The organism is Bradyrhizobium genosp. A (assembly GCF_049949275.1).
Classification (GTDB): domain Bacteria; phylum Pseudomonadota; class Alphaproteobacteria; order Rhizobiales; family Xanthobacteraceae; genus Bradyrhizobium.
Window position 1 is genome coordinate 145,072 of the sequence record NZ_CP188196.1, and the last position, 25,434, is coordinate 170,505.

The window sequence follows — 25,434 nt, forward strand, 5'->3', positions numbered from 1 at the left end:
CTTCGGATATCGCTGGTTAAGCTTCGCGCTCGTTGCTGGCCGGCGCTGCGGCAGCTTCGACGCGATCGAGATGGTGGATGATTTCCCGGGCGACGAGTTCTGGGTGCGTGCAGCAGCTCGCATGTGGTGCTCCCTCGACTACAAAGACCGGCCCAGCTCCAGGAAGCTGGCGGGCGTAGGCATGAGCCTCATCGAGCGGAATGCCCACGTCCGCGGTAGAATGCACCACAAGCGCTGGCGCCTTGATGTTCGCGAGCCGGTCGGAGATGTCCTCTCGTTCAACCACGGCCCTGAACGGGTTCATCAGCGCTTCCGCTGGTTGCGCCATCCACTTCTTGATCCATGGCTCTAGGCCGACACCGCCCAACACCATGGCGCCGAGCGCTTCGCACAAGGCTCGGGTTGGTCCCGTCCGAAGCCACTCGGCCATGAAAGCGTTTAGATCGGCGAAGGAAGTTTCCGCCTGGCCGTGCGGTGTAGTGTTGATGAGCACCAACCCCATCACGCGATCGGGGTCCCGCAAAGCTGCCGACATCGCGATGAACCCGCCCTGGCTGTGGCCGCCGACAACAGCGCGCTCGATTCCGAGCGCGTCCATGAGTGCTATAAGGTCGTCTACATTGTCCCATTCGCTGAAGGGCTGGCCGTCATAGCGTGTCGCCCCATGCGCGCGGGCGTCCCACGTGATGACGCGGCAGCGCTCGCGCAGGATCGGACACATCGGCTCGAACATGCTGGCGTCAAGCATGAAGCCATGCGCCAAAAGCAGCGGAAGGCCTTCGCCCTCGTCGTTGTAGTGAACGGTCGCTCCCGCCCGCACGGTGACTTGTGGCATTATCAATCCTCCCATCATTCCTCATTTTCGTTAACGAGCGACCGTTTAGTCCCGGGTGCGCGGCGGAACAGGCGGAAGATAACGTTGCCAGCGGAGGCATTTTGCTCGCGGACGCTGGGTCGAAGCCAGGCGATTGCGCGACGACGTATCTTGACCTGTATCGAGGGGATCCTGCTACACACAATTCAGACCATCGCGGTTGCTGAGCGAGCGTGAGGTACAGAGCCCCCTGGAAAAGTAAATCCTGCAACTGCGTTAGTCGCGCGACTCCGATTTGATGATTTTGTCAAACAGGACCCACCGCGTTCCTTCAAACCGCACCAGATGCATCTGTTTGATTGGTACGAAATCATCAGGCGACGTGCTAATCGTAATCCCAGGCAGGAGGATGTCCGACTGCACCTCCTTTAGATCGGCTGCCTGCCTCATGATGTTTTCCCGTCGCAGATCGTCACCTGCTTGCTTGAGAACCTGCTCAAGGACTTGCGCCGAAAGGTAGCCGAGTGATAGCACGCTGTCGTTCAGATTCCCTTCGGGCATATATCGCGCCATAAACTCGCGATAGCGCTTCATCCCCGGGTCTTCATCCCACCTGGAATCGGACGTATCCTTCAGGAAGGTCGCTGATATAATACCTTGTGCGTTTTCGATCCCAGCAGGCTTAAGTGTGGCTCCAATCGACGATGCGACGCTTGGCAAAAACTGAGTAGGCTTCCAACCTATCTCCGCGACCTTCCTTATGGCCTGCGCTGCGAACTTATTCGTGGCAAAGATCATGAGAGTGTCCGCACCCGAAGCCCTCAAAGTGACGACGTGCGAGTCAATTGTCGGCTCGCTCACCTCGTAGGAATTCTCCGCGACTAGCATCGCGAGGTTGTCTTTCAATCCGGCTTTCAGACCCTTAAGAGCCTCCTTTCCAGCATCATCGTTTTGATACAGCACGGCGATCTTCGCTTGAGGCCTCTCCCCCACCAGGTACGCGGCGAATATGTTGCCCTCTCTATAATATGTCGTGCCTGGCCCCATCATGGTCCAGGGAAACTTCTTCGGGTCGTTCCACTTTTCTGTATATGACGCAACGAATAGCTGAGGTACTCGTTTGGCATTCATGTACTTTTGAATTGCGGCGTTAGACGGCGTTCCCGTCGAGCTGAATATCAGGAGAACTTCATCGCTTTCGACGAGCTTGCGTGCCTGCTCAACTGCCTTTGGAGGACTGTACGCATCGTCGTAACTAATGAAATCGATCTTTCGCCCGTTGATGCCACCCTCATCGTTAAGCTTCCTGAAGTATGCTGCCTCGACCTTTCCCATGACGCCGTAGGACGACGCCGGGCCGCTATAAGGCATGATGTTTCCGATCTTAATCGTCGAGTCGGTAGCGCCTGGATCATACTTCTTTTCGGCCATTGCACTTTCCGTCAGGACCGGAAAAATGCAGACCGCGGCCACGATCGCTTGAATGAATTTCATCTGAAACCTTCCTCCTGCCGGTGCGTGACGTGTAGTCGGCGGCCAACGGCCCTCCGCTAGGAATTTTTAATCAGAGGATTATCGCTGCACCGAAGAAGGCTACGCGTTCTGCGCTCATTTTGCGGCACTCCCAATTGACTAACCGACCGTTAAGTTAACAAATCATGACCGTTCTGGCAATGGGCGAAGTGGCTTGAGCGGAAGCACTCTTGTCCCTTGAGTTGAGATGGCGGTGCGGACGTCAAGCCGCTGCCGATTGGAGGAACACGCGCAGCGCTGTTCGAGCAATCGTCGAGTGCCAGCCCCAACGGACATTGGGCGGGAACATGCGTCAGGCTGCCATCTCGAGTATCTCGACGATATCGTTAACAGATACGATGGGTCGACAATTTGTCGCAGTACAATGGTCGGCGAATGCAACCTCCGCTATGCCGACGAACTTGTCGGGGTCGACGCCGATCTCGGATAGGCGCAACGGAAGGCCGAGGCCACGCACAAAGCATTCGACCGTCGCGGCAGCATCTTGGTCGCTCCCACCAGACAATGTCTTGGCTATGAGGTGCTGCGCTTCAGCGCTATATCGGAAATTCCAGCGCAACACAGGCGCCAGCGTGACGCATGACGTGAGGCCATGCGCAACTCCACAAACCGCACCCAACGCATGGCCGATCGCATGACTGGCACCAACCGACACCCCGTGAGCCGGCCCCGCAACAGACATCCAGCACGCAAGTTGCGCTTCGCCTAAGGAGGAAAGGGGTGGCTCCCCCCCGGCGTCGAGCGCGTTCGCGATCAATGGTAGCGATCGACCTAGAAGCAGGACAGCTCGCTCGGCTAAGGGAGCGGCGAACGCATTTCCGCTCACAGCGCAAAGCGTCTCCGCGGCGTGATCCAGAGCCTTTACCCCGGAAGCGAGCAGTATTTCGCGAGGGGTATCGACCAGGGCACGGGGATCGTAGATGATGCTGCGGGGAATTGCGTACTCATGACCCACCACCTCCTTAATGGATGTCGTCTCGTTCAGCATGCCACCCACGGGAGACAGTTCGGCCGCGGACAAGGTGGTTGGAATGGCTATGATGCGCGGGCCTGGCTCGCCGTCCATCGAATTTACACGTGGGGGTCGGCCGAGGAGCTCGGATAGACGGTCCGGCGAACCGATGTTGCGCCACAGCGCGATCGCGACTGCCTTGGCGGTATCGATCACGGACCCGCCACCAATGGCAACGATTGCGTCCGGACGGCAGTTGCTCAGCGTCGCAATCGCTTCCAACACACAAGTCGAGGGGGAATGTGGTCGGCATCCTCCGTAGACCGTGGTCTCCACTCGAACGTTAGCGCGAAGCGACCGTACAAGGGGCGAATGCAGCAGCGAGCGGCTGGTCAACAATAGAACCGAGTTGATGCGATCCTCTGACAAGATCGAGGGAAGCGCCTCACGCGCATCCACGTCGTGCATGACGCGCGCGAGGCGGTTAGAGAGATGCCGGAAGCCTGTATTTTCTCTGCTCAACGCAGCTATCTGCTCACGAGACCGGGAGATAGAGACCGGCGTCGAAGCGATAGCTCCGGCCGTTGTGCATCGGATTGCGCACGATCTCTTCCGCAAACAGCGCGAACTCCGAAGCCTTGCCCATCCTCTTGGGGAACAGGGACACCGAGACGATGCCTTGCTTCACCTCAGGTGGTGCTTGCTCGTACATCGGAGTGTCGAAAGCTCCTGGCGCGACTGTCGTCACACGTATTCCGTGCTCAGCTAGTTCACGCATCAGCGGCAGCGTCATACCGACGATTGCTGCCTTGGATGCGCTGTACGCGATCTGCCCGATCTGGCCTTCGTACGCCGCGCCTGAGGCAAGGTTGATAATGACACCGCGTTCACCATCCTCGTTAGCCTCATTGCGCGTCATCGCGAGCGCTGCAGAACGCGCCAAATGTACGGTGCCGTACAAATTTACCTTGAGGACCGCATCGAAGCGATCCATGGGGATCGGACCCTTGCGGCTGAGAAGCTTGGCGGGACCTCCGATCGCTGCCGCAGCGATCGCGACATCGATCCGTCTGAAACGTGCAACTCCTGCGTCGATGCCGGCTTGCACGGCCTGCTCATCGCTCACATCGCAAACAAAGGGAAGATACCTGTCCCCTAGCTCTGCTGCGATGGCCGCACCGCGAGCGGCGTCCCGATCCAGTGCGACGACGCCGCCTGCGCCAAGCGCGAGGAAATGGCGTGCAGCCGCCTCACCGAGTCCGGAAGCACCACCGCTGATCGCAACCACTTTGTCCCGAATGTCCATCTTGATTTCTCCGCTTGGGTCATCGCTGAGGAGCCTTCATCAGCTCGTTGGAGTTGTGGTGACCGACTCGCGCAACAGGTCGCGGAGCGCGGTCTTCCGAACCTTGCCGTTGGCTGTCCTGGGCAACTCGTCGACGAAACGCCATTGGCGCGGGACTTTGTATCGCGCCAGCCGTTCCTCGCACCATGATTGCAGCTCGGATGCAGTGATGCCGCTCCCCTTGCCTACTACAACGAAGCCGACAGGAACCTCGCCCCATTTGGCGTCCTGCGCACCGACCACCGCCACTTCGACGACGCCTTCGCGCTCAAAAATCGCTTCTTCGATCTCCTTTGGATAGACATTCTCACCGCCACTGATGATCATGTCTTTCTTTCGATCTACCAGCGTCAGGAAGCGATCTCCGTCGATGAAGCCCAAGTCACCCGTGTGGATCCAGCCGTCGCGAATGGTTTCAGTCGTCTGCACAGGATTGTTGAAGTAACCAGTCATGCCGGCGTTTTTGTTGACTACGATCTCGCCAATCACACCAGTGGGACAATCATCACCCTGTTCGTCGACAACCCGGACTTCGAGATGCGGAAGTTCGCGTCCGACAGTGTGCATCTTACGATCATGATCCTGGTGCCCGAGAACGGAGATCAGCGTGGTCTCCGTCTGTCCATAGCATTGCTGAAACTGGACACCGGGCCAAAGCGCCTGTACCCGTCTTGTGAGTTCGGTCGACATCGGAGCGCCGCCATACCAGGCGCTCCGCAGACTAGTGCGGGCGTCTGTTTGCGCGCGGCGGTCGAGCAGCGCGGCATATTGAGCCGGCACGCCGAAAAACGTGGTCACGCCCCGGCGCTCGATCAGGTCGAATAGTTCGTCGGGCTCGAAACGGGCGGTGAGCACGATGGACGCACCCACATAGAGATGCGGATGCGACACGACATACATCCCGCCACCATGGAACAACGGGACGGTTACGACGACCCGATCGCTTTGCTGAATGCGTGCGGCCAGCGCCGTGGCAGCTGTTCCCTCCAGGAGCGCGCGATGAGGCAGCATTGCGCCTTTGGGCGTGCCCGTTGTACCGCTGGTGTACATGATGGTGGCGGTGGCGCGCTCGTCAAAATCTGCGGGAAGCTCGTCCACTGGCGGCGCCTGCGTATCCAGAAGCGCACGACTGATCTCGACCAGTCGGAAGCCGGCGTCGATCCGCCCATAGAGCGCGTGAGCCTGGGTCGCGAGGGCGCAAGTGTGAAACAGCACGCATGGGGTGCTGTCGCGCAGCATGTGCTCAAGTTCGGCGACGGTGCAGCGATAGTTGAGCGGCACCATCACAGCACCGATCTTCATGATCCCGAAATAGATCGGGAAGAATTCAAGACAGTTCTCGGCGAGAAGGGCCACCCGGTCACCTATCCGCACGCCCATCTCGAGCAGCCGGCGGCCGATCCCGTCACCGCAAGCGTTTAGCTCAGAAAAACTGAGCGCTTGCTCCTCGAAGATCAAGGCCGTTTCGTCGCCGAAGCGTTTGGCGTTGAGCCGCGCAATATCGCCGAGAACGCGCATCTAGAGTTGCCCTCCGAAGTCCGGGAACCGATAGCCATCAAGGAAGGTTCTGGCGATGACGGTACGCTGGATCGAGGGCGTACCCTCTTCGATGATGTTGATCCGGCAATCGCGATAGTGGCGCTCGATGTCGCGCTGCGTCGTATAGCCAACGCCACCATGAATGAGGAGCGCGCGGTCCGTGACGCGACACACGGCCTCCGCACCGAACTGCTTGCACATTGCCGCTTCGGCCGGGATGCGCTCACCGCGGTCGAGCTTGCCGATCGCGTCCGTCAGCATGGTCCGAAGCGCATAGATGTCCGTTGCCATCTCGGCCAGATAGGTCCGAATGGTTTCTCGGGTCGCAATCGGCTTCCCGAAGGTGACGCGCTCTTTCGCATACTGCAGCGAAAGCTCCATCACTCGCTCCGCCGTACCCAACGATGTCGATGCGATGAAGACCCGGCTCTCCTCGAGTGCTTCGAGCGCGTGGTGCAGGCCCTTGCCCTCGACGCCGCCCAGCAGGTTCGCGGCAGGAATTTGCGCATTGTCCAGGTTCAACCGGCCATGCTCCGCACCCTTGCAGCCCATCAGTCCGCCGACTGGATCCCACGTGAAGCCGGGAGCATCCTTCGGCAGCAACAGGACGCTGATACCCTCCGGCCCCTTGCTCCGGTCCGTATAGCAGACAAGCATCAGATAGTCGGCAATGTCGCAGTTACTGATCAGATGCTTGCGACCATTGACCTGATAGATGTCGCCCAGGCGGGTCGCCGTTGTCGAGATATCGATCCCTGTACCGTTGTCGGGCTCGGTCAGGGCGAAGCCGAGCTGGATCTTTCCGCTGGCGACGCCGGGGTACAAGCGCGCCTTCTGCTCGTCTGTGGCAAACTCCAGTAGCTTGCTGGCCGACACGTGCGCATGGAGATAACCGCGCAGGCCCGCATACATCTTCGATAGTTCGATGAGCACGGGCACATATTGCTTCACCGTAAGCCCGAGCCCGCCATAGCTTTCGGGGACTAAGCAACCATAGAGTCCCAGCGCGGCCAGCTTCGGGATCACCTCACTGTGAGGAATGTGTCCCTGACGCTCGATGCGGTCGATGTATTGGGGCAGATCTTTCCAGATGAGGTCTTTGACCTTAGGAAACCACTCGCGATAGCGCGCTTCGTCCATCTTCTACTCCGTTGACCATTTATTCCGCTATCAGGATGTGAATATTGCAGGCGCGAGCGTCGGCTTCCTTGCTGCCACCCATCATCTGGGCAAGCGCGACGCGGGCGTTTTCGACCTGGCGACCAGCGGCCTCGCGGCGAAGCTGCCACGTGATCTCCGCGATCTGTCCCACCCCGGATGCGCCAATCGGGTGGCCCTTGGCCAGTAGACCGCCGCTCGGGTTGACCGGAATGCGGCCGCCGATAGCGGTCGCCCCCTCATCTATCAGCCGCCCGCCCTCGCCGCGCGCGCAGAGTCCGAGTCCTTCATAGTGGACGATCTCGCAGATCGAAAAGGCGTCGTGGACCTCGACCAGCGACAGATCGTTCGGACCCAGGCCTGCTTGCGCATAGGCCTGCTGGGCGGCCTTCTCCTCGATCTCCCACCGCGTAAAATCACGCTGGTTATCGTATAGCCCCGTCGCCAGCACAGAGGCGGCGATGCGAATGGGGCGCGCGCCCAGACGGCGCATCATCGCCTCGGAACAGAGGACGGCCGCGGCCGCACCGTCGCTGTTCGGGCAGCAGGAGAAGAGGGTGATCGGCTCCGCGATCATGGGGGAGCCGATCACCTCCTCGATGGTCAATGGCTTCTTGAACTCGGCATAGGGGTTGAGGCAGCCGTTGTCGTGATTCTTGACCGAGACCTTGGCCTGCTGTTCGAGCGTCGTACCATAGAGCTCCATATGCTTCTGAGCGACCATCGCGAAATAGCCTGGGAAAATATCGCCGAGGCGCACTTCCATGTCGGCGGCGCCGACCTTGAGGGGCGTCCCCTTGGGCATCACCGCCTTGTCGACTCCAAAGACTATGACAGCATCGTAGAGACCGCTCGCCACGCCTTGCCAGCCAAGATGGAGTGCGGTCGAGCCGGAAGCACAGGCATTTTCGACATTGATGATGGGCAAGCCCGCCATGCCCGCTTCCCAGAGGACGTGCTGGCCGACTCCCGTCTCCTCCTGGAGCATGGCTCCCAACGCATTTCCGCAGTAACCAGCCTGGATCTCATTTCGATCGATACCACCATCGGCCAGCGCCTTGCCGACCGCCTCGGCACCCAGGCTGCGGAGACTGCGATCGAGGTGCTTGCCGAAAGTCGTTGAGCCGACACCCACAACGTAGACCGGCCTCATGTCTCTCCTCCTTCTGCACGCGCAAATTTGTAAGCGAGAAGCGTACGGCCTGACGCATCGGGATACAGCGGTTCGGCGATGAGCTTCACGGGTGTTCCAGGTTTCATGCCCTTCGCCTCCGTTTTGGCGAAAAGACCAAAAACCCTCAGCGGCACGGCGTCGAGATCGACATAGCCATAAGCGTACGGTGGCTTCAGCCCCACGGGCGAAGGCACTTGAACGACCGTGCTCGCGTAGACCCGGCCTTGACCGTCGAGTTCGGCAGGAATCACGTTCGGGCCCGGACCGCAGCGCGAGCAGATCGAGCGGCGCGGAAAGGAATACGTTCCACAGCGTGCACAGCGCCCGGCAATGAGAACAGTGCCCCTTTCGGCCGTGGTTTTGAACAGTTCCGGCATGAAGGGCAGCGGTTCTGCCGCGGTTGCATCCGCGATATTCGGAAGAGAGGAGGTCAATCGATGCTCCTTTGTGTGGCGGTCGGCCGCAGGTTCAGTTTGCTTCTCGATTGCCGGGAACCTGCGACGGCGAAGCTCTAGCGTACCAGCCTAAGTTACTAAACGACCGTTAAGTGTCAAGCAAAAGAAAGAGACGTTGTTGTCGGTACTGGCCGGGCATCGGCTCGTTCCTTGAATCCTCCTCAGAAGAGATCGAACGAGAGGTCGCGCGCCCCGACGCCCCGTGTTAGGAAAAAGGCGATCAGCGATGCTATCTGGCCTGGCTGCGTGATCAGTTCCGGATTTTCTTCCCGCGCCACCTGCTTGCGCATGTCCGTCGCCACGGCTCCAGGGCAGATCGAGAGCACGCGGATACCCCCTTTCCGCAATTCGCGCGCGATCGCTTCGCTGAACCCAACTGCCGCGAATTTGGACGCAGTGTAGGCTGCGTAGCCTGGTATCGGCTTCTTGCCCGCCAGCGACGACAGGTTCACGATGTCACCTCGCTGACGCGGAAGCATCACGCGCGCCGCCTCGCGGGTGAAGAGAAACATGCTGCGGACGTTGACCGCCATCTGTTGTTCCCAATCGGCTAAACTGACGTCGAGGAGGGCCGCCGGCGCCCCACCGCCCGCGTTGTTGACGAGGATGTCGACTGGCCCCTGCGCTTCGGCAACAGAGAAGCAGTGCTGGACCTCGTTTTCCCGCGTGGCATCGAGCGGGATTGGGACGAATGTTCCTCGCGTATCGGCCTGGATGATCTGGCGCGTCTCCTCTAACTGGCCGGCGCTGCGCGCTGCACCGAACACGGTCGCACCGTGCGCGGCGAGTTCGATACTGATCGCGCGCCCTATCCCGCGCCCAGCGCCCGTCACGATCGCGATCTTGCCATCAAGGGACTGCATTACCGCCTCCTGTCTACTCCCTCAAGACACCTGAGATGCAAGGCCTTGCGCGCAGCCCTATCGGCCTGCCGTGTGGGCGATCCGGCCGAGCGGCAGCGCCTTGAAGTCCGGCGGATTCCGAAGGCATGCCGCCGAAGCACCGCGCGGTCCGCTTACGCCCCTCCGTAGTGGATAAGTCGGCCAACTCATCGACCCACGAAAACCGGCTTGCGCTTCTCGGCGAACGCCGCGAGTCCTTCTTGCATATCGCGCGAGCTGGCGTGCGCGACGTTCGCCGCCAACTCTTCCGCCAAGAGCGTTTCGATCCCGCCGCCGAGGCTGCTCCGAACAAGCGCCTTAAGCTGGCGCAGCACCAGCGGACTGTGCCCAGCAATCCGCTCGGCGAGGGCGGCGGTTCGCTGGCGCGCTTCGGCATCGTCGAAGACCTGCTGCACCAAGCCCCACCGTTCCATATCCACCGCTGACAGGCGCAGACCGCTGTAGAGGAGATAGCGCGCGCGTCCGGGACCAATCGCGCGCGCAAGCCGTACAGAGCCTCCTGCGCCGGGCAAGAGCCCGAAATTGACATGGCCGTCTCCGATTTGCGCCGATGCGGACGCGACCACGATATCGGCGCACAGAGCCAGCTCCAAACCGCCGGCGAGCGTAACCCCGTTCAGACAGACGATCACGGGCTTTTCCAGCGCCTCGATCCGGCTCATGGTCAAGGAAGCTTTGGACACGAAGGCCTCAAGGCCGCTCTCCCCACCCGGAACGGTGGAGAGGTCCGCGCCAGTGCAGAATGCCTTGCCTTCGCCGACGAACACGACGCATCTCACGCCGTCGTCGCTCGCCGCGGCGTCGATCGCATCGCCGATAACATCCAGCATGGCAGGACTGAGCGCATTCATCGCCTGTGGGCGGGAAAGGCGGATCCACATCACGCCTGCGACGCGCTCCACGCAGATATCCCTATTGTCCTGCTGCATAGCCCTTCCGATCTCCAATCGACGTTACAACCGAGCCCCCGACTATGAAGCGGGGCCAAACAAATGGCAATAACTTACTGATCGACTGTTAAGCTGTGAGGTGGTAAGTTGTGTGCGAACTGAGAGACGCGGTCGTCTCGCAATAGGAGTTCGCTCGTCATGACGCCAGAACAGGCGATCGCTCGCCATGTCGCGACGTGTTCGGAGCAGCAGATTCCGGAGCCGGCGATTGCGGTTGCGAAGCGCAGCATCGCCGACGGAATAGCGGCCCTTATTGCCGGCCGGAACGCCGATGGCATAGACGCGATGCTATCCCTTGCCGAACGCTGGGGCGGGAATCCAGAAGCACACATTTATGGGACTGGGCGACGCACCTCTGCTCCCGTCGCCGCATGGATCAACGGCGCCCAAATGAGGGCACTCGAACTGGACGACTGTACCGATACGCTGCCACTTCACCCAACCGCGGCAGTGCTTCCGGTGTTGCTCGCGTCTGGAGACATCGCGCCTTTGTCGGGTCGGGATCTAGTTCGCGCCCTGGTGATCGCGCAGGACCTGAAGATCCGCTTCGGCCTCTCGATCACGCGGAACGCAATGCAGACCGGTCGCAACAATGTCTTCCGCATCTTTGCAGCGACTGCGGGAGTGGCCGCTGCGCTGCGCCTGGACGAGGAACAAACGCTCCATGCCCTCGGCATCTCGGCTTCCTACGGAGCGGGCGACGCGCAGTGCGTGCTTGATGGCTCGATGGCGCTGCGCGTGCAATTCGGGAATACCGGTCACGGCGCGCTATCCAGCTGCTTGCTGGCGAAGCTTGGGGTCACCGGCCCCAGGGAATTCCTTGTCGGCCGCTACGGATATCTTACGGCGTTTGAGCCCGAGCATGATTTGAGCCCGCTCCTCACCGAGCTCGGCACGAGATTCGAGGGTACGCGCATCGCTGTCAAGCCTTATGCTGCCTGCCGTTGCACGCATGCCGCGATTGATATCGCGAGAATCGTTCATGCAAGATACGGGATTCTCGACTCCGAAAAGATCGAGCGCGTTGATCTCACCGTCTCGCCCGAGGTCTATCATCTCGTCGGCTGCCCGCGCGAAGCGAAGTTGCGACCCCAGACGAGCGTTGCTGCGCAATTCTCGCTTCATTTCATGGTTGCGACCACTTTGCTGACGGGTCGCGCAGGGCTCGGAGCAACTGCACACGACTGTCTGACGGATCGGCGAACACTCGCGCTCGCAGATCGGATCCATGTCGCTTCGGATGCACGCAATCGCACCGGCGAAGTCGTCGGCCGCACCGATCTCGCGGTCCACACCGTTTCGGGTGAAACGATCAAGCTGAGCAGCGAAAGGCCGCTCGGAGGGCCTTCAAACCCGATCCCGAACGACATGTTGCGCATCAAATTGGAAGATTGCGCTGCCCACGCTCGACGAACGATACGGTCCGAGACGCTAGACCGCTTCATGGAGCGCGTCGAGAATATTCAAGATGAACCGTCGGCCAGCGCCTTGTTCGAGGACTTCGTCTGATGGACCGGGAATACAGGCTGCTCGTGTTCTTCTCTCCCTCGAGAGCCTGCCGCAAGACGACACGCCGGGCGATCGCCCATTGCGAAAGGCTCTGATCGTGATCGCGTCCATGTACCCTCCTCGGGGTCGCGCGGGATCGCAGCAGATGCTCAAAACGGTTCAGTTCGGCGGACCGACTTCGATCTCCGGGGCGACGCCATGTGGACCGTTGCCGGACCGGTCTGCCAAGGCGCAAGGGGGCCTGTTTGAGCGCTTGCCGGTCACGCGAGCAGCAACTATACAGATCGCATATGCACAAATTGCGCCAGAAGCCAGCCGAACACGCCCCCGCCCCTTCGCAGGTCCGCAATGGCGTCGAGCGCCGCGAAGAGATACTGAGGGTGGCCACCGACCTCTTTTACGAGCGCGGCTTTGAAAACGGAGCTTTGCGCGAAATCGCCAAGTCTCTGAACTTTACGCAGGCAGCGCTATACTACCATTTCAAGAACAAGGACGAGATCTTTTTCAGCATACTTGACCGCTTTACTGAAATGGCTTTGCAATCCATCAAAGAAGAGCTGGACGCCCCTACAGACCTCGTGGCGGCGTTACGATCGGCGCTTAGGCGCCACGTCACCATCAACCGCGACTACGCGAAAGAAGTGAAACTTCTCATTGAAGACCGCAAGCTTCTAGCCGAAGAATATGCGCGCCACGTGCGCTTGAAGGAGCGCAAGATTTTCGAGTTGTATCGCAGGCATATCGAGAAACTGCGCGCCGCCGATCTTATGCCCCCGGTATCACCTACGGTTATGACCTTCGCTTTAGTCGCCGCTGCGAACTCAGTGTATCAGTGGTATGATCGAAAGGGCGAAATGTCGATCGACGATATTGCTGGGCAATTGGGACACATTTTTATGGGTCCCGAAGTCAGACCCCAAGCTGCGGCGCGGAAGCGCTCAAAGGTGCGCTGAAGCATCCGCTCGCATTGCGCTCGGCTCGTGGCGGCTTGTTTGCTCTAAGCCTACAGAATGGGCACCACCAAATTCGACGATGCATGGCTCAAGCACAATGAGCGCGACAATCCCAAACGCGACTACTCTATCGGTTGATGCGGTGCCGTCTCATCGGCTCAACGCGGCGCCGACGGTGCTGCCTGGAGCTTCTCAGCAAAGCGAACCTCAAGACCCTCAGCCGCGACACGCGCGACCTCCGCCCGATGAGGCCGGCGAAGAATGATACCAAGAGCGGAAAGCCGGCTCAAATCTGCGCTACAGGATCCGCGATAAAGTCGGAGCTTTCGGCTCTATCGCGGGGTTCGCGGATGAACCTATGCTGCTCGCGTGCTCATGGTGAGAAGATCGTAGCGAGCAACAGGTTCGCCGTTTTGGTTGATGACCTCGACATCCCATCGCACCTCGCCATACTCCGGCTTTCGGGCGGGTGACTTCTGCTTCACCGTTAGACGTACCCTGATGCTATCGTTTGGAGAAACTGGTTTGAGGAACCGTAGATTATCGAGACCATAATTCGCCAGGAGCGGTCCCGGCGCCGGATCGACGAAAAGCCCGGCTGCGAATGCGAGGATGAGATAGCCGTGCGCAACGCGCCCTGGGAAAAACGGATTCGCCTTCGCGGCCACCTCATCCATGTGGGCATAAAACGTATCGCCGGTGAATTCCGCAAAGTGCTCGATGTCATCAAGCGTGATCGGACGGCTGGAGGTCTCGATAGTATCGCCGACAACGAGTTCATCGTAGTTGCGCTTAAAGGGATGAACGTCCGCAAGAGGCGTCGCCGCGCCCTTGCACCAGGCTCCCGTCAATGCCGACAGTCGGCCAGGCGAACTCTGCACCGCGGTGCGCTGCATGTAGTGGTAGACACTGCGCAACCCGCCGAGCTCTTCGCCGCCTCCCGCGCGCCCGGGTCCCCCGTGGATGAGGCCGGGTAACGGCGAACCATGCCCCGTCGATTCCTTTGCACAATCTCTATCAACAATCAGAACACGGCCGTGATAGGGCGCGATGCCCAGCACGATGGCCTCCGCCACCTCGCGATCGTAGGTGAACACTGATGCCACAAGACTGCCCTCGCCGCGCCTGACGAGATCGACGGCCTGGCCTATGCCATCATAGGCGATCACCGTCGCGACTGGCCCGAATGCTTCAGTGTCGTGAACCCTTTGTGCTGTTAAAGGGTCGATGACGCGCAGGAGAACCGGGGAGATAAAGGCGCCGCTTTCCGCATCGATCCCTTCTCCCTCACATTTCCCAGGATCGCCAAAAACGATGTCCGCCTCAGCTTGAAGCTTTGCGATCTGACGACATACGGCAGCGCGCTGATCTCTGCTCACCAAGGGCCCCATTGCCTTCTCATCAGTACGCGGATCGCCGAGCCGGACCTCTGCCAGACTAGCTTTCAAGGCCGCCATGGTCGCAGCCTCCTGCGCCTTGGGCACCAGGATCCGCCGGATCGCGGTGCATTTCTGGCCGGTCTTCGCGGTCATCTCACGCACGACTTCACGGATAAACAGGGCGAACTCCGGTTGTTCCGGAGTCACGTCGGGGCCAAGCACACTCGCATTGAGCGAATCCCGCTCGGCAATGAAACGAACAGAATGCTTCGCAATATTCGGGTGGTTGCGGATCCTCTCCGATGTTTCGATCGATCCAGTGAACGACACCACATCCTGTCCGGTGAGATGATCGAGCAGATCGCCGACCGAGCCACAGATCATCTGAAGGCTGCCAGGAGGTAGGATCCCGGATTCGTGCATCAACCGCACCAAGGCCTCAGCTACATGAGCGGTCGCCGTTGCAGGTTTTGCGATCACGGGAACGCCCGCGAGAAACGCCGGCGCGAATTTCTCCAACAACCCCCAGCAGGGGAAATTGAAGGCATTGATATGGATCGCGACCCCGTGCAAGGGCGAAAGTAGATGCTGGCCGACGAACGTGCCGCCCTTCGAGAGCCCCTGCACGTCGCCTTCGACGACAAATTTTTCATCGGGCATATCGCGACGCCCATGCAAGCTATAGGCTGACAAGGTGCCGATCCCACCTTCGATATCGATGGCACTGTCGCGCTTGTTGGCGCCAGTATCGGCGGAGAGCCGGTAGAGCACTTCCTTGTGTTGGCCGAGATGGGCCGCCAGCGCACGCAACTTGTCAGCGCGCGCATGGAAGGTGAGCTCGCGCAGGGCGGAACCGCCGGTGCTGCGCGCATAGTTCTCCATCCCCGCAAAGTCCAATCCGTCGCTCGACAGACGCGCGACGGCTCGGCCGTCTATTGCACTCGGAATGTCGACAAAACCACCGGTCGGCGTGACCCAACGGTCAAACGCAAGGCTTTGCAAGTTGATAGTCATCGATCTCCTCCCAATCGTCGCTCAATGCCGACGGTCAATCTCCGCCGGTCTTCCGATTGACTCCGCCCCGCCGCAGCTATTAATTAACCGACCGATCGATTAATTCAAGCGAAAGTTGCTGAATTACTTGAAACAGCGAGGGAGGACACCATGGGTTCAATCCTGATCGATGACCGCGGAGCATGGCGCATCGTCACCCTGAACAGGCCCGACAGGCTCAACTCGTTCAATGATCCGATGCACCGCTCGCTTGCCAAGGCGCTCGACGAAGCGGCTGAAAATGTCGGCTGCCGTGCAATTTTGTTGACCGGCGCGGGACGCGCCTTCTGCGCTGGCCAAGATCTGAGCGATATTGCCGGCGATGCCCCACCTGATCTCGGGGTCACCATCGAGCGCTTCTACAATCCGCTCATTCGTCGTATTCGTTCGTTGAACAAGCCGGTGGTCTGCGCCGTCAACGGCACAGCCGCCGGTGCGGGGGCCAACATCGCCCTAGCCTGCGACATAGTTCTCGCCGCGCGTTCAGCCAAGTTCATCCAGTCATTTGTCAAAATCGGCCTAGTGCCCGACTCGGGGGGAACCTGGCTTCTGCCGAGATTGATCGGCGAGGCGCGCGCCAAAGCCCTGGCAATGACCGGCGATCCCCTCTCCGCCGAGACGGCCGAGAGCTGGGGATTGATTTGGCGCGCGGTCGACGATGACAAGCTCCGCGGCGAAGCCGAAGCGCTCACCTCTCATCTGTCCAGTCAGCCTACCCAGGGCCTTGCCCTCATCAAGCGCGCCTTCGGCCATTCCGCGACCGCCACCCTCGATTCGCAGCTTGACCTGGAACGCGACCTGCAACGCGAGGCAGGTCGCACGCCTGACTACGCCGAAGGCGTAGACGCCTTCATTGCAAAACGTCCGCCAAAATTCACGGGCGAAGCCGCGATAAGCGGGGGTGCAGCGAATTCCGCTTAGAACCGCGGTAGCAATCGATCAGGAAATTGAAGGACGGATAGCTGTATCTCAACCAAGCGCGTTTGCTATCCTGCAAGAGGTTGATCTGCGTGCATTTGTCCCGGCATCCGGTTGCTAAGACCGATCGTAGCCAAGGATACGAGTCAACCCTGTGAAAGAGGTTGAAGAAAAATTGACCAGTCGGACGGTCAATGCCACTGTGCCAGTCCCCTATCGCTGCCCCCCGAGGTGAAATGGCCCGTCCACGAGCAAGCGACTACGAAGAAAAGCGCTTGAGCATTCTTGCGCGTTCTGCGCGCTTGTTCGCGGAAAACGGCTATGGCGGCGCATCGACTGCGATGATCGCGGAGGCCTGCGGTGTCTCCAAGGCGCTGATGTACCACTACTACAGTTCCAAGGTTGACGTTCTCTTCGATATCCTGGACCATCACTTGAAATATCTTCTCGACGTTGCCGAAGCTGCTTCCCGATCGGCCGGCAGCTCGGGGGAACGCTTATTCGCGATCTCTTCGGCATTGCTCGACGCCTATCGCGGCGCCGATGCCGAGCACCAGGTTCAAATCTCGAGCCTGAAGCTCCTGCCCCCCGCGCAACAAGAGGTCCTCAAGTCGCTGGAACGAAGACTCGTTGCCATCGTCTCGGAAGCGATTGCGGGGGCAATACCGTCGTTAGCAAACCGGCGCGACGCGCTGACGCCGCTGACCATGTCTCTGTTCGCGATGCTGAATTGGCATTTTCTTTGGTATCGCGAGGGCAAGGGCCTCACCCGAGAAGCCTACGCGAAGATCGCAACCACCCTTATTCTCGCGGGCGCGGAGGCCGCCACCTCTGCTCTCGAAGGTCAAGCCAAGTCATCCCCAAAGCGAACCTCACGCAGGTCAGGAGGGGAAGGTAGGCCAAGCTAGAAGCATCGTTCGACCGAGAGCCCGATTTGTCTTTTGGATCTGAAGGAGTGAACTCACCCCCCGGAAAGCCACACCGGTACCTCATTCGGCAGTCTTACCTGCCGCCGCCGTGAGCTAACACAAGCACCTCCACCTAAGCTCCAAATTCGCGATATTGGAACCCGCCGACACTTAGGTCTCCCTCGAGAGCAGGGACATTGCTGAAATATTTAGTGTTCCAGGTCGGCGGTTGCTTCAGCTGCCACGAGCATTTGCGCAGCAGGGTAATGCAGAACAGTTTATCGATGACCAGCGCGAGGTCCTTACCTGGACAGGTCCGGTCCTGCGGGCCGACGACTGCGTCGTGAAGCCCGCGCGGCCAAATCAGATGTTGCGAGGCTTGTGGGTCTTCGAACCTGAAGTCGTCGGGCCGCGGAAAATTCGCTTCGTCCCTCTGCGCCAACGGTAGCACACCCAGCACCAGTTCACCCTTCCGAATGCGGAATGTTCCTGAACTCGAATCCAGGATGCGATCGCGAGTCGCGCGTCCAGCGATGAAAAATACGGGCGGATGTAGCCGCAGAATTTCGCGTAGCGCACGGTCTAGCATTTTTAGTTTGTTGAGGCAGCGCAGGTCAGCGATCCTCGGATCCGACCCGATCACCGCATCCATTTCGTCGCACAAGTCCTTTCGCAGTTTCGGTCTCTGCCCAAACTCTCCAACAATCGACTTCAGGAGTGACTGTGTTCCAAGAAAGGAATTCATCCCAAACAAGAATGTCAGCCGCTTGGCGAGCACATCCTCGTCAGTGATATCGTGAGCCTTGGCAAGCTCCACGATCTGGGGGAACGCCGGCGTTTGCTTCACGAAGTCCAGCAGCCTTGGAAAGATCTTCAGTGCTCTAGAATAGGCAGATCCGGGAATGAAGCGCGTGACCGATAGAAAGGTGTGCGTGAATATGGCGCTGTAGAGCTCACGGACATCGGCCAATACCGGTCGCTGGCCGAGCATCCACTCGAAGATCAGCACGACGACGAAATCCTCGATCTCGTCGCGGAAGTTGAAGGTTTCCCTTGCCGCCCATTTCTTGAAGAATTCGTCTGCAACCGCATCGAAAGAGGCCGCGAGAGTTGTCGAACGCGTCTTCAATAAATCGAGGTATAGGGCTTTCGGCCTATCGTGTTCCGGTCCGGCCTCATAGATGCTGGGCGATACATTGCCTACCAACGCTAGCGGTGGAAGCTGGAACTTGAAACCGGCGACCGGATGGTCTTGCACCAAGTCTTTGGAGGCAAACAAGGACACAATGGCGCGATAATCTAGTGCGATGATCGTCGGGCCAAATAGATTTGTCTTAAAAGCTGTCTTTCCGTATTTGCGCTGACGCTTCCGAAGGAATTCCAACCACCCGCTGATGAAGGAGAAGTCGAGCAGGCCCCACGCGGCCCAACCAGCGGACAGCCGTAGGAGCCGGGCGGATCCTCGCCCGCGAAGGCGACCTTTGCATTGGCAGCAACCTTGTTGCGATGGACAATATCCGCGAGCGAAGAGGTGTTCGCAATACTCTCGAGGCCGATTTTTGTGAACGTGTCTTCGTTGTAGACGGTGTCCGCAAGCAGAGGATTGGTTAGTGCCTGGGAATAAGCGTCGACGCCGACCATCAGGGTCATCAGCCTGCCGAGCACCGTGTCCTCGTCGCTTTCAGCCAAGAGACCGACAAGCAGTTCGACGCGATCGACATGCCCGTACAGCGTATTGAGCTCCATCAGCAGCTTTCGATCGTCCGTCAGCTCATCAAAAGATGTTAACTTCTGCAACCCAAAGCGCTCCCGGTACTCGTTATATGAGCGCAGCCGCCAAGCACGAGACTTCTTAATTGCCTCGACTTCCGCATTGATCAGAAAAGGAGCTGTGTTGTGCAGCGTGATTTTTCCTGCCCCCTGACTCGACGCCGCGTCGAACACTGAGGCGAGACCGACATCGGCGAGAAACTCGTCGAATGCCGCGCGCTCCATTCAAAGCGGACCGTTTCCTCGCGACGGGCGCTCGCGGAACCTGATTTGCCGCGCTTTTCAGTCAGTATGCTCCCGCTCTAGGCACTTGGGGGAGCAGCGCACCCAGAAAGGTGCGCGCATCCTCAGTTTCCCGCACTTTGCAGCGAGGATCCGTCGGAGTTCGGTCAGGAACGGAATGAGCTTGATATTGGCGTTCAATCCCTTGCCGGTCGAGGAGCGAGCCTGGCGTCCGTGCACGGTGACACACGAATTGGACGTCAACGCGATGTCCCCGAACGAGCCTAAAGTTCGTTGGCTCGACCACGATGAAGCAGTGCGGTCGAAACTCACGCAACGTTTCGCTCCGGCCAAGAACCTCGCGCACTCCACGCCTTTGGATTCTTCGTCCGCTGTAAGCACCATCAACGGCCGACATCCTGAGGTAGTCCGGTCGCCGCCGCCAACATGGCACCTTCGAGGTTGGCCGCGAACGGCTCGGTCGTCCAGCCCGCGTCGGTGACGGTATCGAGATGGCCGGCGAAGGCCAGCCGGCTCGTGCTCGTGGGCAGCGCGCCACGAGATTACCTTTCGGAACCCCACCTTCATCGAGTAGTCGACCCGCTCGAGCCGCCAACCCGAAAGATACGCTGAATGAGCTCGAGCAGCGGCACGTTCGACACCCGCGAGCACCAAGGCCGGTGGGAGACGTGAGGGCCGGATCGGTCGAGCGGGTCGCGTCCTGCGTCGGCGAGCGATCGGTGGTTATTTCCGCGATCCACCAACACCTTCAATCATCAAGTGGTTAGGGCCTATGGCAGTCCGACTCACAGAATGCAACTAGATATTGTACCCGAATGTGCTACATTCCGCCGGTTCATTTCATTTCCGACGATATTGCAGATGTTTTTCCTTGTCGTATGGTTCACGCTTCGGGCAGCCAGGTACGTTCCAGCGTTCTCGCTGGCATTGATGTCGGTGGCCATTCCCGTTTTCCACGCAAATGCCGCCGATGCGCCTATGACGATGACGCCGCCAAATTCGGGCGGCATCTCGTTTCAGTCGGTCGGCGAGCTGGCTCAGGATTCCACTGGCCCACGGCTTGGAAACGCGGAAATCGCAGACCCCACCGAATGGCGCGCCTCCTTTTATTCGAAGTCCACGGGACACGGATGCACGAGCACACTGATTGGGCCACAAACTCTGCTGACCGCTGCGCACTGCGTCGGGCCGGGACAGGAGGCCTCCATCAAAGTCGAGGGCGTGCCCTATTCTGGAGCATGTATCCACCACCCCGACTATCCCACGGACCCGAGCGCCGACTATGCCTTATGCAGGATGACACAGCCGGTACCGGGTGTTCCTTACGAGAGCATCAACACCAACCCCAAGGCTCTCAAGGTCGGCATGTATCTTCGCTTAACCGGCTTTGGATGCGTCAGCATAAGCGGCACCGGACCAGTCGACGACATATACCGCGTCGGCAATTCTCCGGTGACGGCACTGCCAGGTGAATTGCCCCATGAGCCGAACAGCATCATCACAACTGCCACGGTCGTCGAGGATGCGATCCTGTGCCGCGGAGACAGCGGAGGCCCCGCATTCATCGAAAGCGACATGTCCTCCGCCAGAGTAGTGGCTTCTGTCAACTCTCGGGTGTCCCCGTCGCAGCGGCGCTCGTACATGTCAAGCCTGACGACAGACAAGGCGATGGCTTGGATCAAACAATGGTCGGATTTTGCAGTCGAACAGCGTATCTGTGGCTTGCCCAACGCGCCGGATGGATGCAGATGAGGAGGTTTCTGGCGGTCGCGGTTTCGATATTGATTTTCTTTTCGGCAACCTCGGCCGGCCGAACTCAAACGGTGACCGTTCGCGCGACGTCAGCGCTGTCCGATCAGGCGGTCCAATACCTAGCGGGCGTTTCGAAACCTAAGGAATTGACGATACCTGCCGGCGTCAAACCCGAGACGTTCATGAGGGCATTCTGTGGCGGCGGTCTGTCCAATACCTATCAGGAGGAGTTCTACAAGCTCAACGGCGTGAATTTCGAGAGAGCGCCGGTGAACAGGCCACGAAACGTCCTTGTGCCTGGATGCGTGCAATGGGCTCGCGATGCCAAAGTACCGTTGAGACCGAACGACACGATCGACACAGTCATCCAGCGAGAAATAGGCACCGACTCCGAGGCCGTACTGAAGCCTTGCGGGGCCAACGATAAAGACCTCCGGTGCAACAAGACCATTCGACAACTAGTCCGCATTCTCAATCCGGACCTCAACTTGGATGATCCGAAGGACGCGAAGCAAGTCGTGCTGCCCGTCGTTAGCAAGTTCACGACAATTCAGCTGAACGAAGCCGCTCCCCCGCCCGAAACCGTCGTCAATCAGCTCGAAAAACTTACCGCCACGACCGCTGCCGCCCCACCGAACGTGCAAGCGCAGGCCGCGGCTCCCGGAGTAGAGGACATTGAGCTCATCAAACCGCTGAACTTCGTCACAGGATTCGTCGACAAATCCGATTGCAGCACGGCCGACCCCAATGCCGCATGGCCGATCAACGAGGGGGCGGTTTTGGCGGCCTTGGCGAGAAATAGACTGGCCCTGGAGGCGGCCGGCGCGACCGTAAAGCCGGCCCGCATAGCGGTTCTCGACACTGGCGTCGAATTGCCTTCGGCAGAAATTCCCGTTCAGTTGCTTGAACGTAACTTGCTCGAAGTTCCGAACAACAACGTCGATGACGACCGAAACGGCTTCATCGACGACGTGTACGGAATAGATGCGCGCGGCTTGGGGAAGATCGCACCCGCCGCCAACTACGAGGCCGCCGAGCACGGGTGGTACGTCGCCGATCTCGCAACGGGTGGAGTAAGGACCCGGCAGCAACAGGCCGTTCTCGCACAGCACCTTCGTCTGAAGGTCGTCAACCTGGTCCTGGCTGATCAGAATAAATTTGAAATTCGCGAGGGCTCGATTCTGCGCGGCCTTCAGTATGCCTCGAGCTACGCGGACATCGTCAATCTCAGCGTCGGCTCACCCAACAGTATGGACAACGTCGTCACCGCCGCGAGAGGTTATCCGAACCTTCTCCTCGTCATAGCCGCCGGAAATCGAGGGCAAGACCTCAATATTAAGCCGCTTTACCCCGCATTCTTCGGTGGCCAGCTTGGGCGTTTGCAGGATCAGGCCATCACTGTCGCTGCGCACGGTCCGGATGGGCGCCGAGCGAATTTCTCGAATTTTTCTTCGGAATACGTCGATATTGCCGCGCCTGGCTGCGCGATCGTTCAGACATCCAGACAAGGTGCGAGCGTCAAGAATTTTGGAACCTCGGTAGCGGCCCCTTACGTCTCGTTCACCGCAGCTTTGATAAAGTCGCTCGGCATCGAAAACCCGAACGCGATAAAGAATCGGCTCATCGCCTCGTCGAGGTATGTGCCGAAATTGGACGGGCTCGTCGTGGCGGCAGGCATTCTCGACCCTGTGAAGGCAGTCAGCATCTATGAAGACGTCGTCGAAAGGTCGGATAAGAACGCGCCTTGGCTGACCGGAAAGTGGAGGAGGCAGAATTTTGTCAAGCTGTGCTCCGATAGAGATGAACTCGAGGCGAACAGAGTTCGAAAGGTCACTGTGCCACCGCAGGACGCGTCGCATATCAGGGTGCTTTACGAGAACGACGACCATCGCGTTAGGCCGTTCTTCTGCTCTCCCGCGGGACCCGGGATCATGATCGACCAAACCACGGGCGACACCGCAACCATTCCGTGGAGCGAATTGTTCGATTTCGTCCCGGGAATGAGATTAACTTAGTCCGGCTCGCCGAATGAAGACGTGCGGGCTAACGGAATATCTGCCCGCTGCACCTACTTCTGGCAAGAGCCCGACCCGACATGGACGTCGAATGATGCGGCTGCCGCAGTCAGGCTGATGTTGCAGATCGCGATCTTGCCGGTGCTGGCGGGCTTGCTGCCATTCTCGAAAGCGATGTTGTTCGAAGTACCCGGATACGGATCGCCGGCGTCGCCTCTGTTGGACTGCTTGATGTCTTCGAGCTGGAGCAAACCGTCGGCCTGAACGACCGCCACGCCTTCGTTGCTGGGATCGTTGTTTACGGTGTTGTTGAGCAAACCGACCTGGGTCACCGCATTATTGATCCGCCATATGACGACGCCAGGACCCGTCAAGGAATCGTCGAAGCCTCTCTTCGAACGGTACTCGAGGAGATAATAGACGTCGTTGGTAACGTTGATCCTCAATGCGTCCGGGAAGTCCTCAACCGGCCGAAGCGTCGCATGTGTCATATCCTCCGTCACTACGAGCGGCGATACCCAACCGAGAAACGCCTTCGACCACACCGACATATGTGACGGCCGCTCCGGCGTCTTGTTGTCGCCTCCCCAGGACCCCGCTCCCATGAGGTCCCAGTTGCCCACGCCTTGCGATTTAGCTGGCCTGCCGGTGTTGTAGAGGTCGGGAAGACCGAACGCATGGCCGAACTCGTGAGCAAACACGCCGATTTCGATCATGCGTTTTCCGTCGCAATCCAGAGCAGGCATGATGACGTAATCGTCTATTCTAATGCGGCGCCCATCTTTCGCCTTCGCTTTCGTCTCGTAGTCCTTGCCGTTCAGATCCGTGAGCCGGAAACGGTGCGACCAAATGTTGTTGTTGACCTGGCCGTCGGGAGCACCGCACTCGCCTCCTCGTCCCGGATGAACGAACGCGACGAAATCGACGTAACCGTCATCGTCGTCGGAATTAGGTACACCGTCGGGACCATCGTTGTCGTACTTCGAGAAATCGAGGGATTTTTCGGCGGCGGTAAGCCCGGCGACGAGCAGTTCGCCAAGCTTTGCCGTCGGGCACATGCCATTGCAGGGGATCTTCTTCGTGACGCCGCCCTGCTGCTGTTCCTGCACGACGCCTTCGTAGTAGGACCCCGGCTTGCTTGCTTTCCACCACGGAAGCACTTGCCCTTCCACAGAAAACTGCCCGTACGAGATCTGCTTGTAGAAATCCGACATGGTGCCGGTGAGCCAAGGACCCTTGAACAGCTCCTGCTCGAGATCGGAGACCGAATAGGGGTCTTGCGCCGTGTCCTTGTATTTGAGCGCGATCACGGGGATCGACCTGCGGCCCCTGATCAGGGTACCTCCACGTTCATCCGCCGCGTCGACGGTCAGTATGCCTGTCTCCACGGCGACGCGATTGGCCACAATCGATTTTGTGAGGTTCAGGAAGCCCCGTTTGGTGGTAAACCTACGGAAACGATCGGCGAATTCCGTGTTCGGATATTCGCCTCCACCCGCCGGCGGCTCGGTAGCCCATACGATCGGCGTCGAAACGGCCATCGCGGCAAAAGTGAAGCTGACGAGGAGAAATTTGCGCATGACAAACCCATCCGCGCACCATGAAACTCGTTGTAGTATGGACGTGACGCAACCTTAAAACGATGGCTCTGTCAATGGGTTCATTGAGGAGATTTGGCATGCTCGGCCGCATCACAAGCTTCACCGGGCTCGTTCTGATCCTCGCAGCCTCGGCCTTCGCGCGTGGTCAGACATCCGGCCCTACCGACTCGGCCCAAGCACTCACCCCGTCGCAGGTGATCCGAAACAAAGACAGACTCTTGAACAACAATCTCGTAGTCGAGGGTGTGCTTGAAAATGCGGGCACCAACTACTTCACGAATTCCCGGCTGGTCATTAAGCAACCCGGTTCGGATGAATCGGTCATCGTGCGACTCAAGACACCCCTCGAGGTACAGCGGCCACCGAAGGACCAACAGAGCGCCCCGCCGACCCAAGCCGACTACCTAGGTAAGAAGGTGAAAATTCAGGGCGTCCTGAAGGAGCAATTCGTGAGAGGGTTAGGCCGCGCGGTCGTTTTGGAGAGCACGCAACCGCCTTCAGTCGAATAGGA

General features: G+C 59.3%; 21 protein-coding genes. 7 read left to right on the top strand and 14 right to left on the bottom strand.

Going from position 1 to position 25,434, the window contains the following annotated elements:
* Positions 1 to 16: 16 nt before the first annotated feature.
* The 10 genes from ACP2YP_RS00630 to ACP2YP_RS00675 all read right to left on the bottom strand — a co-directional run bounded on the left by ACP2YP_RS00630 (position 17) and on the right by ACP2YP_RS00675 (position 10,801).
* Complete coding sequence (locus ACP2YP_RS00630) at positions 17 to 853, bottom strand: alpha/beta fold hydrolase (protein WP_426421739.1); 837 nt, start codon at positions 851 to 853, stop codon at positions 17 to 19.
* Positions 854 to 1,090: 237 nt separating this feature from the next.
* Positions 1,091 to 2,308, bottom strand: a complete 1,218-nt coding sequence (locus ACP2YP_RS00635; protein WP_426421740.1) for an ABC transporter substrate-binding protein — start codon at positions 2,306 to 2,308, stop codon at positions 1,091 to 1,093.
* Positions 2,309 to 2,639: 331 nt separating this feature from the next.
* Positions 2,640 to 3,821: an iron-containing alcohol dehydrogenase gene (locus ACP2YP_RS00640; protein ID WP_426421741.1), complete on the bottom strand. Its 1,182-nt coding sequence runs from the start codon at positions 3,819 to 3,821 to the stop codon at positions 2,640 to 2,642.
* Between the two features lie 13 nt (positions 3,822 to 3,834).
* A complete protein-coding gene (locus ACP2YP_RS00645) occupies positions 3,835 to 4,605 on the bottom strand; it encodes an SDR family NAD(P)-dependent oxidoreductase (protein ID WP_426421742.1) in 771 nt (256 codons plus the stop codon).
* Positions 4,606 to 4,644: 39 nt separating this feature from the next.
* Positions 4,645 to 6,162, bottom strand: a complete 1,518-nt coding sequence (locus ACP2YP_RS00650) for a class I adenylate-forming enzyme family protein (protein WP_426421743.1) — start codon at positions 6,160 to 6,162, stop codon at positions 4,645 to 4,647.
* The gene (locus ACP2YP_RS00655; RefSeq protein ID WP_426421744.1) at positions 6,163 to 7,323 is read right to left on the bottom strand and encodes an acyl-CoA dehydrogenase family protein; all 1,161 of its coding nucleotides are present in this window, start codon (positions 7,321 to 7,323) and stop codon (positions 6,163 to 6,165) included.
* A 19-nt stretch (positions 7,324 to 7,342) separates the two neighbouring features.
* The gene (locus tag ACP2YP_RS00660) at positions 7,343 to 8,494 is read right to left on the bottom strand and encodes a thiolase family protein (RefSeq protein WP_426421745.1); all 1,152 of its coding nucleotides are present in this window, start codon (positions 8,492 to 8,494) and stop codon (positions 7,343 to 7,345) included.
* Positions 8,491 to 8,949 carry a Zn-ribbon domain-containing OB-fold protein gene (locus ACP2YP_RS00665; protein WP_426421746.1) on the bottom strand — a complete coding sequence of 153 codons (459 nt, stop codon included), beginning with the start codon at positions 8,947 to 8,949 and terminating at the stop codon, positions 8,491 to 8,493. Before ACP2YP_RS00665 ends, ACP2YP_RS00660 begins: the two co-directional genes overlap by 4 nt.
* Positions 8,950 to 9,131: 182 nt before the next feature.
* Positions 9,132 to 9,833: an SDR family oxidoreductase gene (locus ACP2YP_RS00670; RefSeq protein ID WP_426421747.1), complete on the bottom strand. Its 702-nt coding sequence runs from the start codon at positions 9,831 to 9,833 to the stop codon at positions 9,132 to 9,134.
* Between the two features lie 185 nt (positions 9,834 to 10,018).
* Positions 10,019 to 10,801: an enoyl-CoA hydratase/isomerase family protein gene (locus ACP2YP_RS00675; protein ID WP_426421748.1), complete on the bottom strand. Its 783-nt coding sequence runs from the start codon at positions 10,799 to 10,801 to the stop codon at positions 10,019 to 10,021.
* A gap of 159 nt (positions 10,802 to 10,960) precedes the next feature.
* Here ACP2YP_RS00675 and ACP2YP_RS00680 point away from each other — a divergent pair, with 159 nt between their 5' ends.
* Positions 10,961 to 12,331, top strand: coding sequence for an MmgE/PrpD family protein (locus ACP2YP_RS00680; RefSeq protein ID WP_426421749.1), 1,371 nt, complete (start codon positions 10,961 to 10,963; stop codon positions 12,329 to 12,331).
* 380 nt (positions 12,332 to 12,711) lie between these two features.
* Complete coding sequence (locus ACP2YP_RS00685) at positions 12,712 to 13,284, top strand: TetR/AcrR family transcriptional regulator (protein ID WP_426421750.1); 573 nt, start codon at positions 12,712 to 12,714, stop codon at positions 13,282 to 13,284.
* A gap of 356 nt (positions 13,285 to 13,640) precedes the next feature.
* Here ACP2YP_RS00685 and paaZ read toward each other — a convergent pair whose 3' ends face one another.
* Positions 13,641 to 15,677 (bottom strand): phenylacetic acid degradation bifunctional protein PaaZ, encoded by a 2,037-nt coding sequence (gene paaZ / locus ACP2YP_RS00690; protein WP_426421751.1) that lies wholly within the window; start codon positions 15,675 to 15,677, stop codon positions 13,641 to 13,643.
* A gap of 150 nt (positions 15,678 to 15,827) precedes the next feature.
* On the opposite strand from paaZ, the gene paaG reads away from it, so the two are divergent.
* Positions 15,828 to 16,637, top strand: coding sequence for a 2-(1,2-epoxy-1,2-dihydrophenyl)acetyl-CoA isomerase PaaG (paaG, locus tag ACP2YP_RS00695; protein WP_426421752.1), 810 nt, complete (start codon positions 15,828 to 15,830; stop codon positions 16,635 to 16,637).
* 272 nt (positions 16,638 to 16,909) lie between these two features.
* Complete coding sequence (locus ACP2YP_RS00700) at positions 16,910 to 17,542, top strand: TetR/AcrR family transcriptional regulator (protein WP_426421753.1); 633 nt, start codon at positions 16,910 to 16,912, stop codon at positions 17,540 to 17,542.
* Positions 17,543 to 17,675: 133 nt separating this feature from the next.
* Here ACP2YP_RS00700 and ACP2YP_RS00705 read toward each other — a convergent pair whose 3' ends face one another.
* Positions 17,676 to 18,926, bottom strand: a complete 1,251-nt coding sequence (locus ACP2YP_RS00705; RefSeq protein WP_426421754.1) for a cytochrome P450 — start codon at positions 18,924 to 18,926, stop codon at positions 17,676 to 17,678.
* Entirely contained in the window at positions 18,842 to 19,537 is a 696-nt protein-coding gene (locus tag ACP2YP_RS00710; protein WP_426421755.1) for a peroxidase family protein, read from the bottom strand. Before ACP2YP_RS00710 ends, ACP2YP_RS00705 begins: the two co-directional genes overlap by 85 nt.
* An 879-nt stretch (positions 19,538 to 20,416) precedes the next feature.
* Here ACP2YP_RS00710 and ACP2YP_RS00715 point away from each other — a divergent pair.
* Together ACP2YP_RS00715 and ACP2YP_RS00720 are read left to right on the top strand one after the other, a co-directional pair.
* Entirely contained in the window at positions 20,417 to 21,307 is an 891-nt protein-coding gene (locus ACP2YP_RS00715; RefSeq protein ID WP_426421756.1) for a trypsin-like serine protease, read from the top strand.
* The gene (locus ACP2YP_RS00720) at positions 21,304 to 23,322 is read left to right on the top strand and encodes a S8 family serine peptidase (RefSeq protein ID WP_426421757.1); all 2,019 of its coding nucleotides are present in this window, start codon (positions 21,304 to 21,306) and stop codon (positions 23,320 to 23,322) included. The genes ACP2YP_RS00715 and ACP2YP_RS00720 overlap by 4 nt, the downstream gene beginning before the upstream one ends.
* A 53-nt stretch (positions 23,323 to 23,375) precedes the next feature.
* Here ACP2YP_RS00720 and ACP2YP_RS00725 read toward each other — a convergent pair whose 3' ends face one another.
* On the bottom strand, positions 23,376 to 24,902 hold the full coding sequence (locus tag ACP2YP_RS00725; protein WP_426421758.1) for a M6 family metalloprotease domain-containing protein: 1,527 nt from the start codon (positions 24,900 to 24,902) through the stop codon (positions 23,376 to 23,378).
* A 98-nt stretch (positions 24,903 to 25,000) separates the two neighbouring features.
* On the opposite strand from ACP2YP_RS00725, the gene ACP2YP_RS00730 reads away from it, so the two are divergent.
* Positions 25,001 to 25,432: a hypothetical protein gene (locus tag ACP2YP_RS00730; RefSeq protein ID WP_426421759.1), complete on the top strand. Its 432-nt coding sequence runs from the start codon at positions 25,001 to 25,003 to the stop codon at positions 25,430 to 25,432.
* Positions 25,433 to 25,434 lie beyond the last annotated feature (2 nt).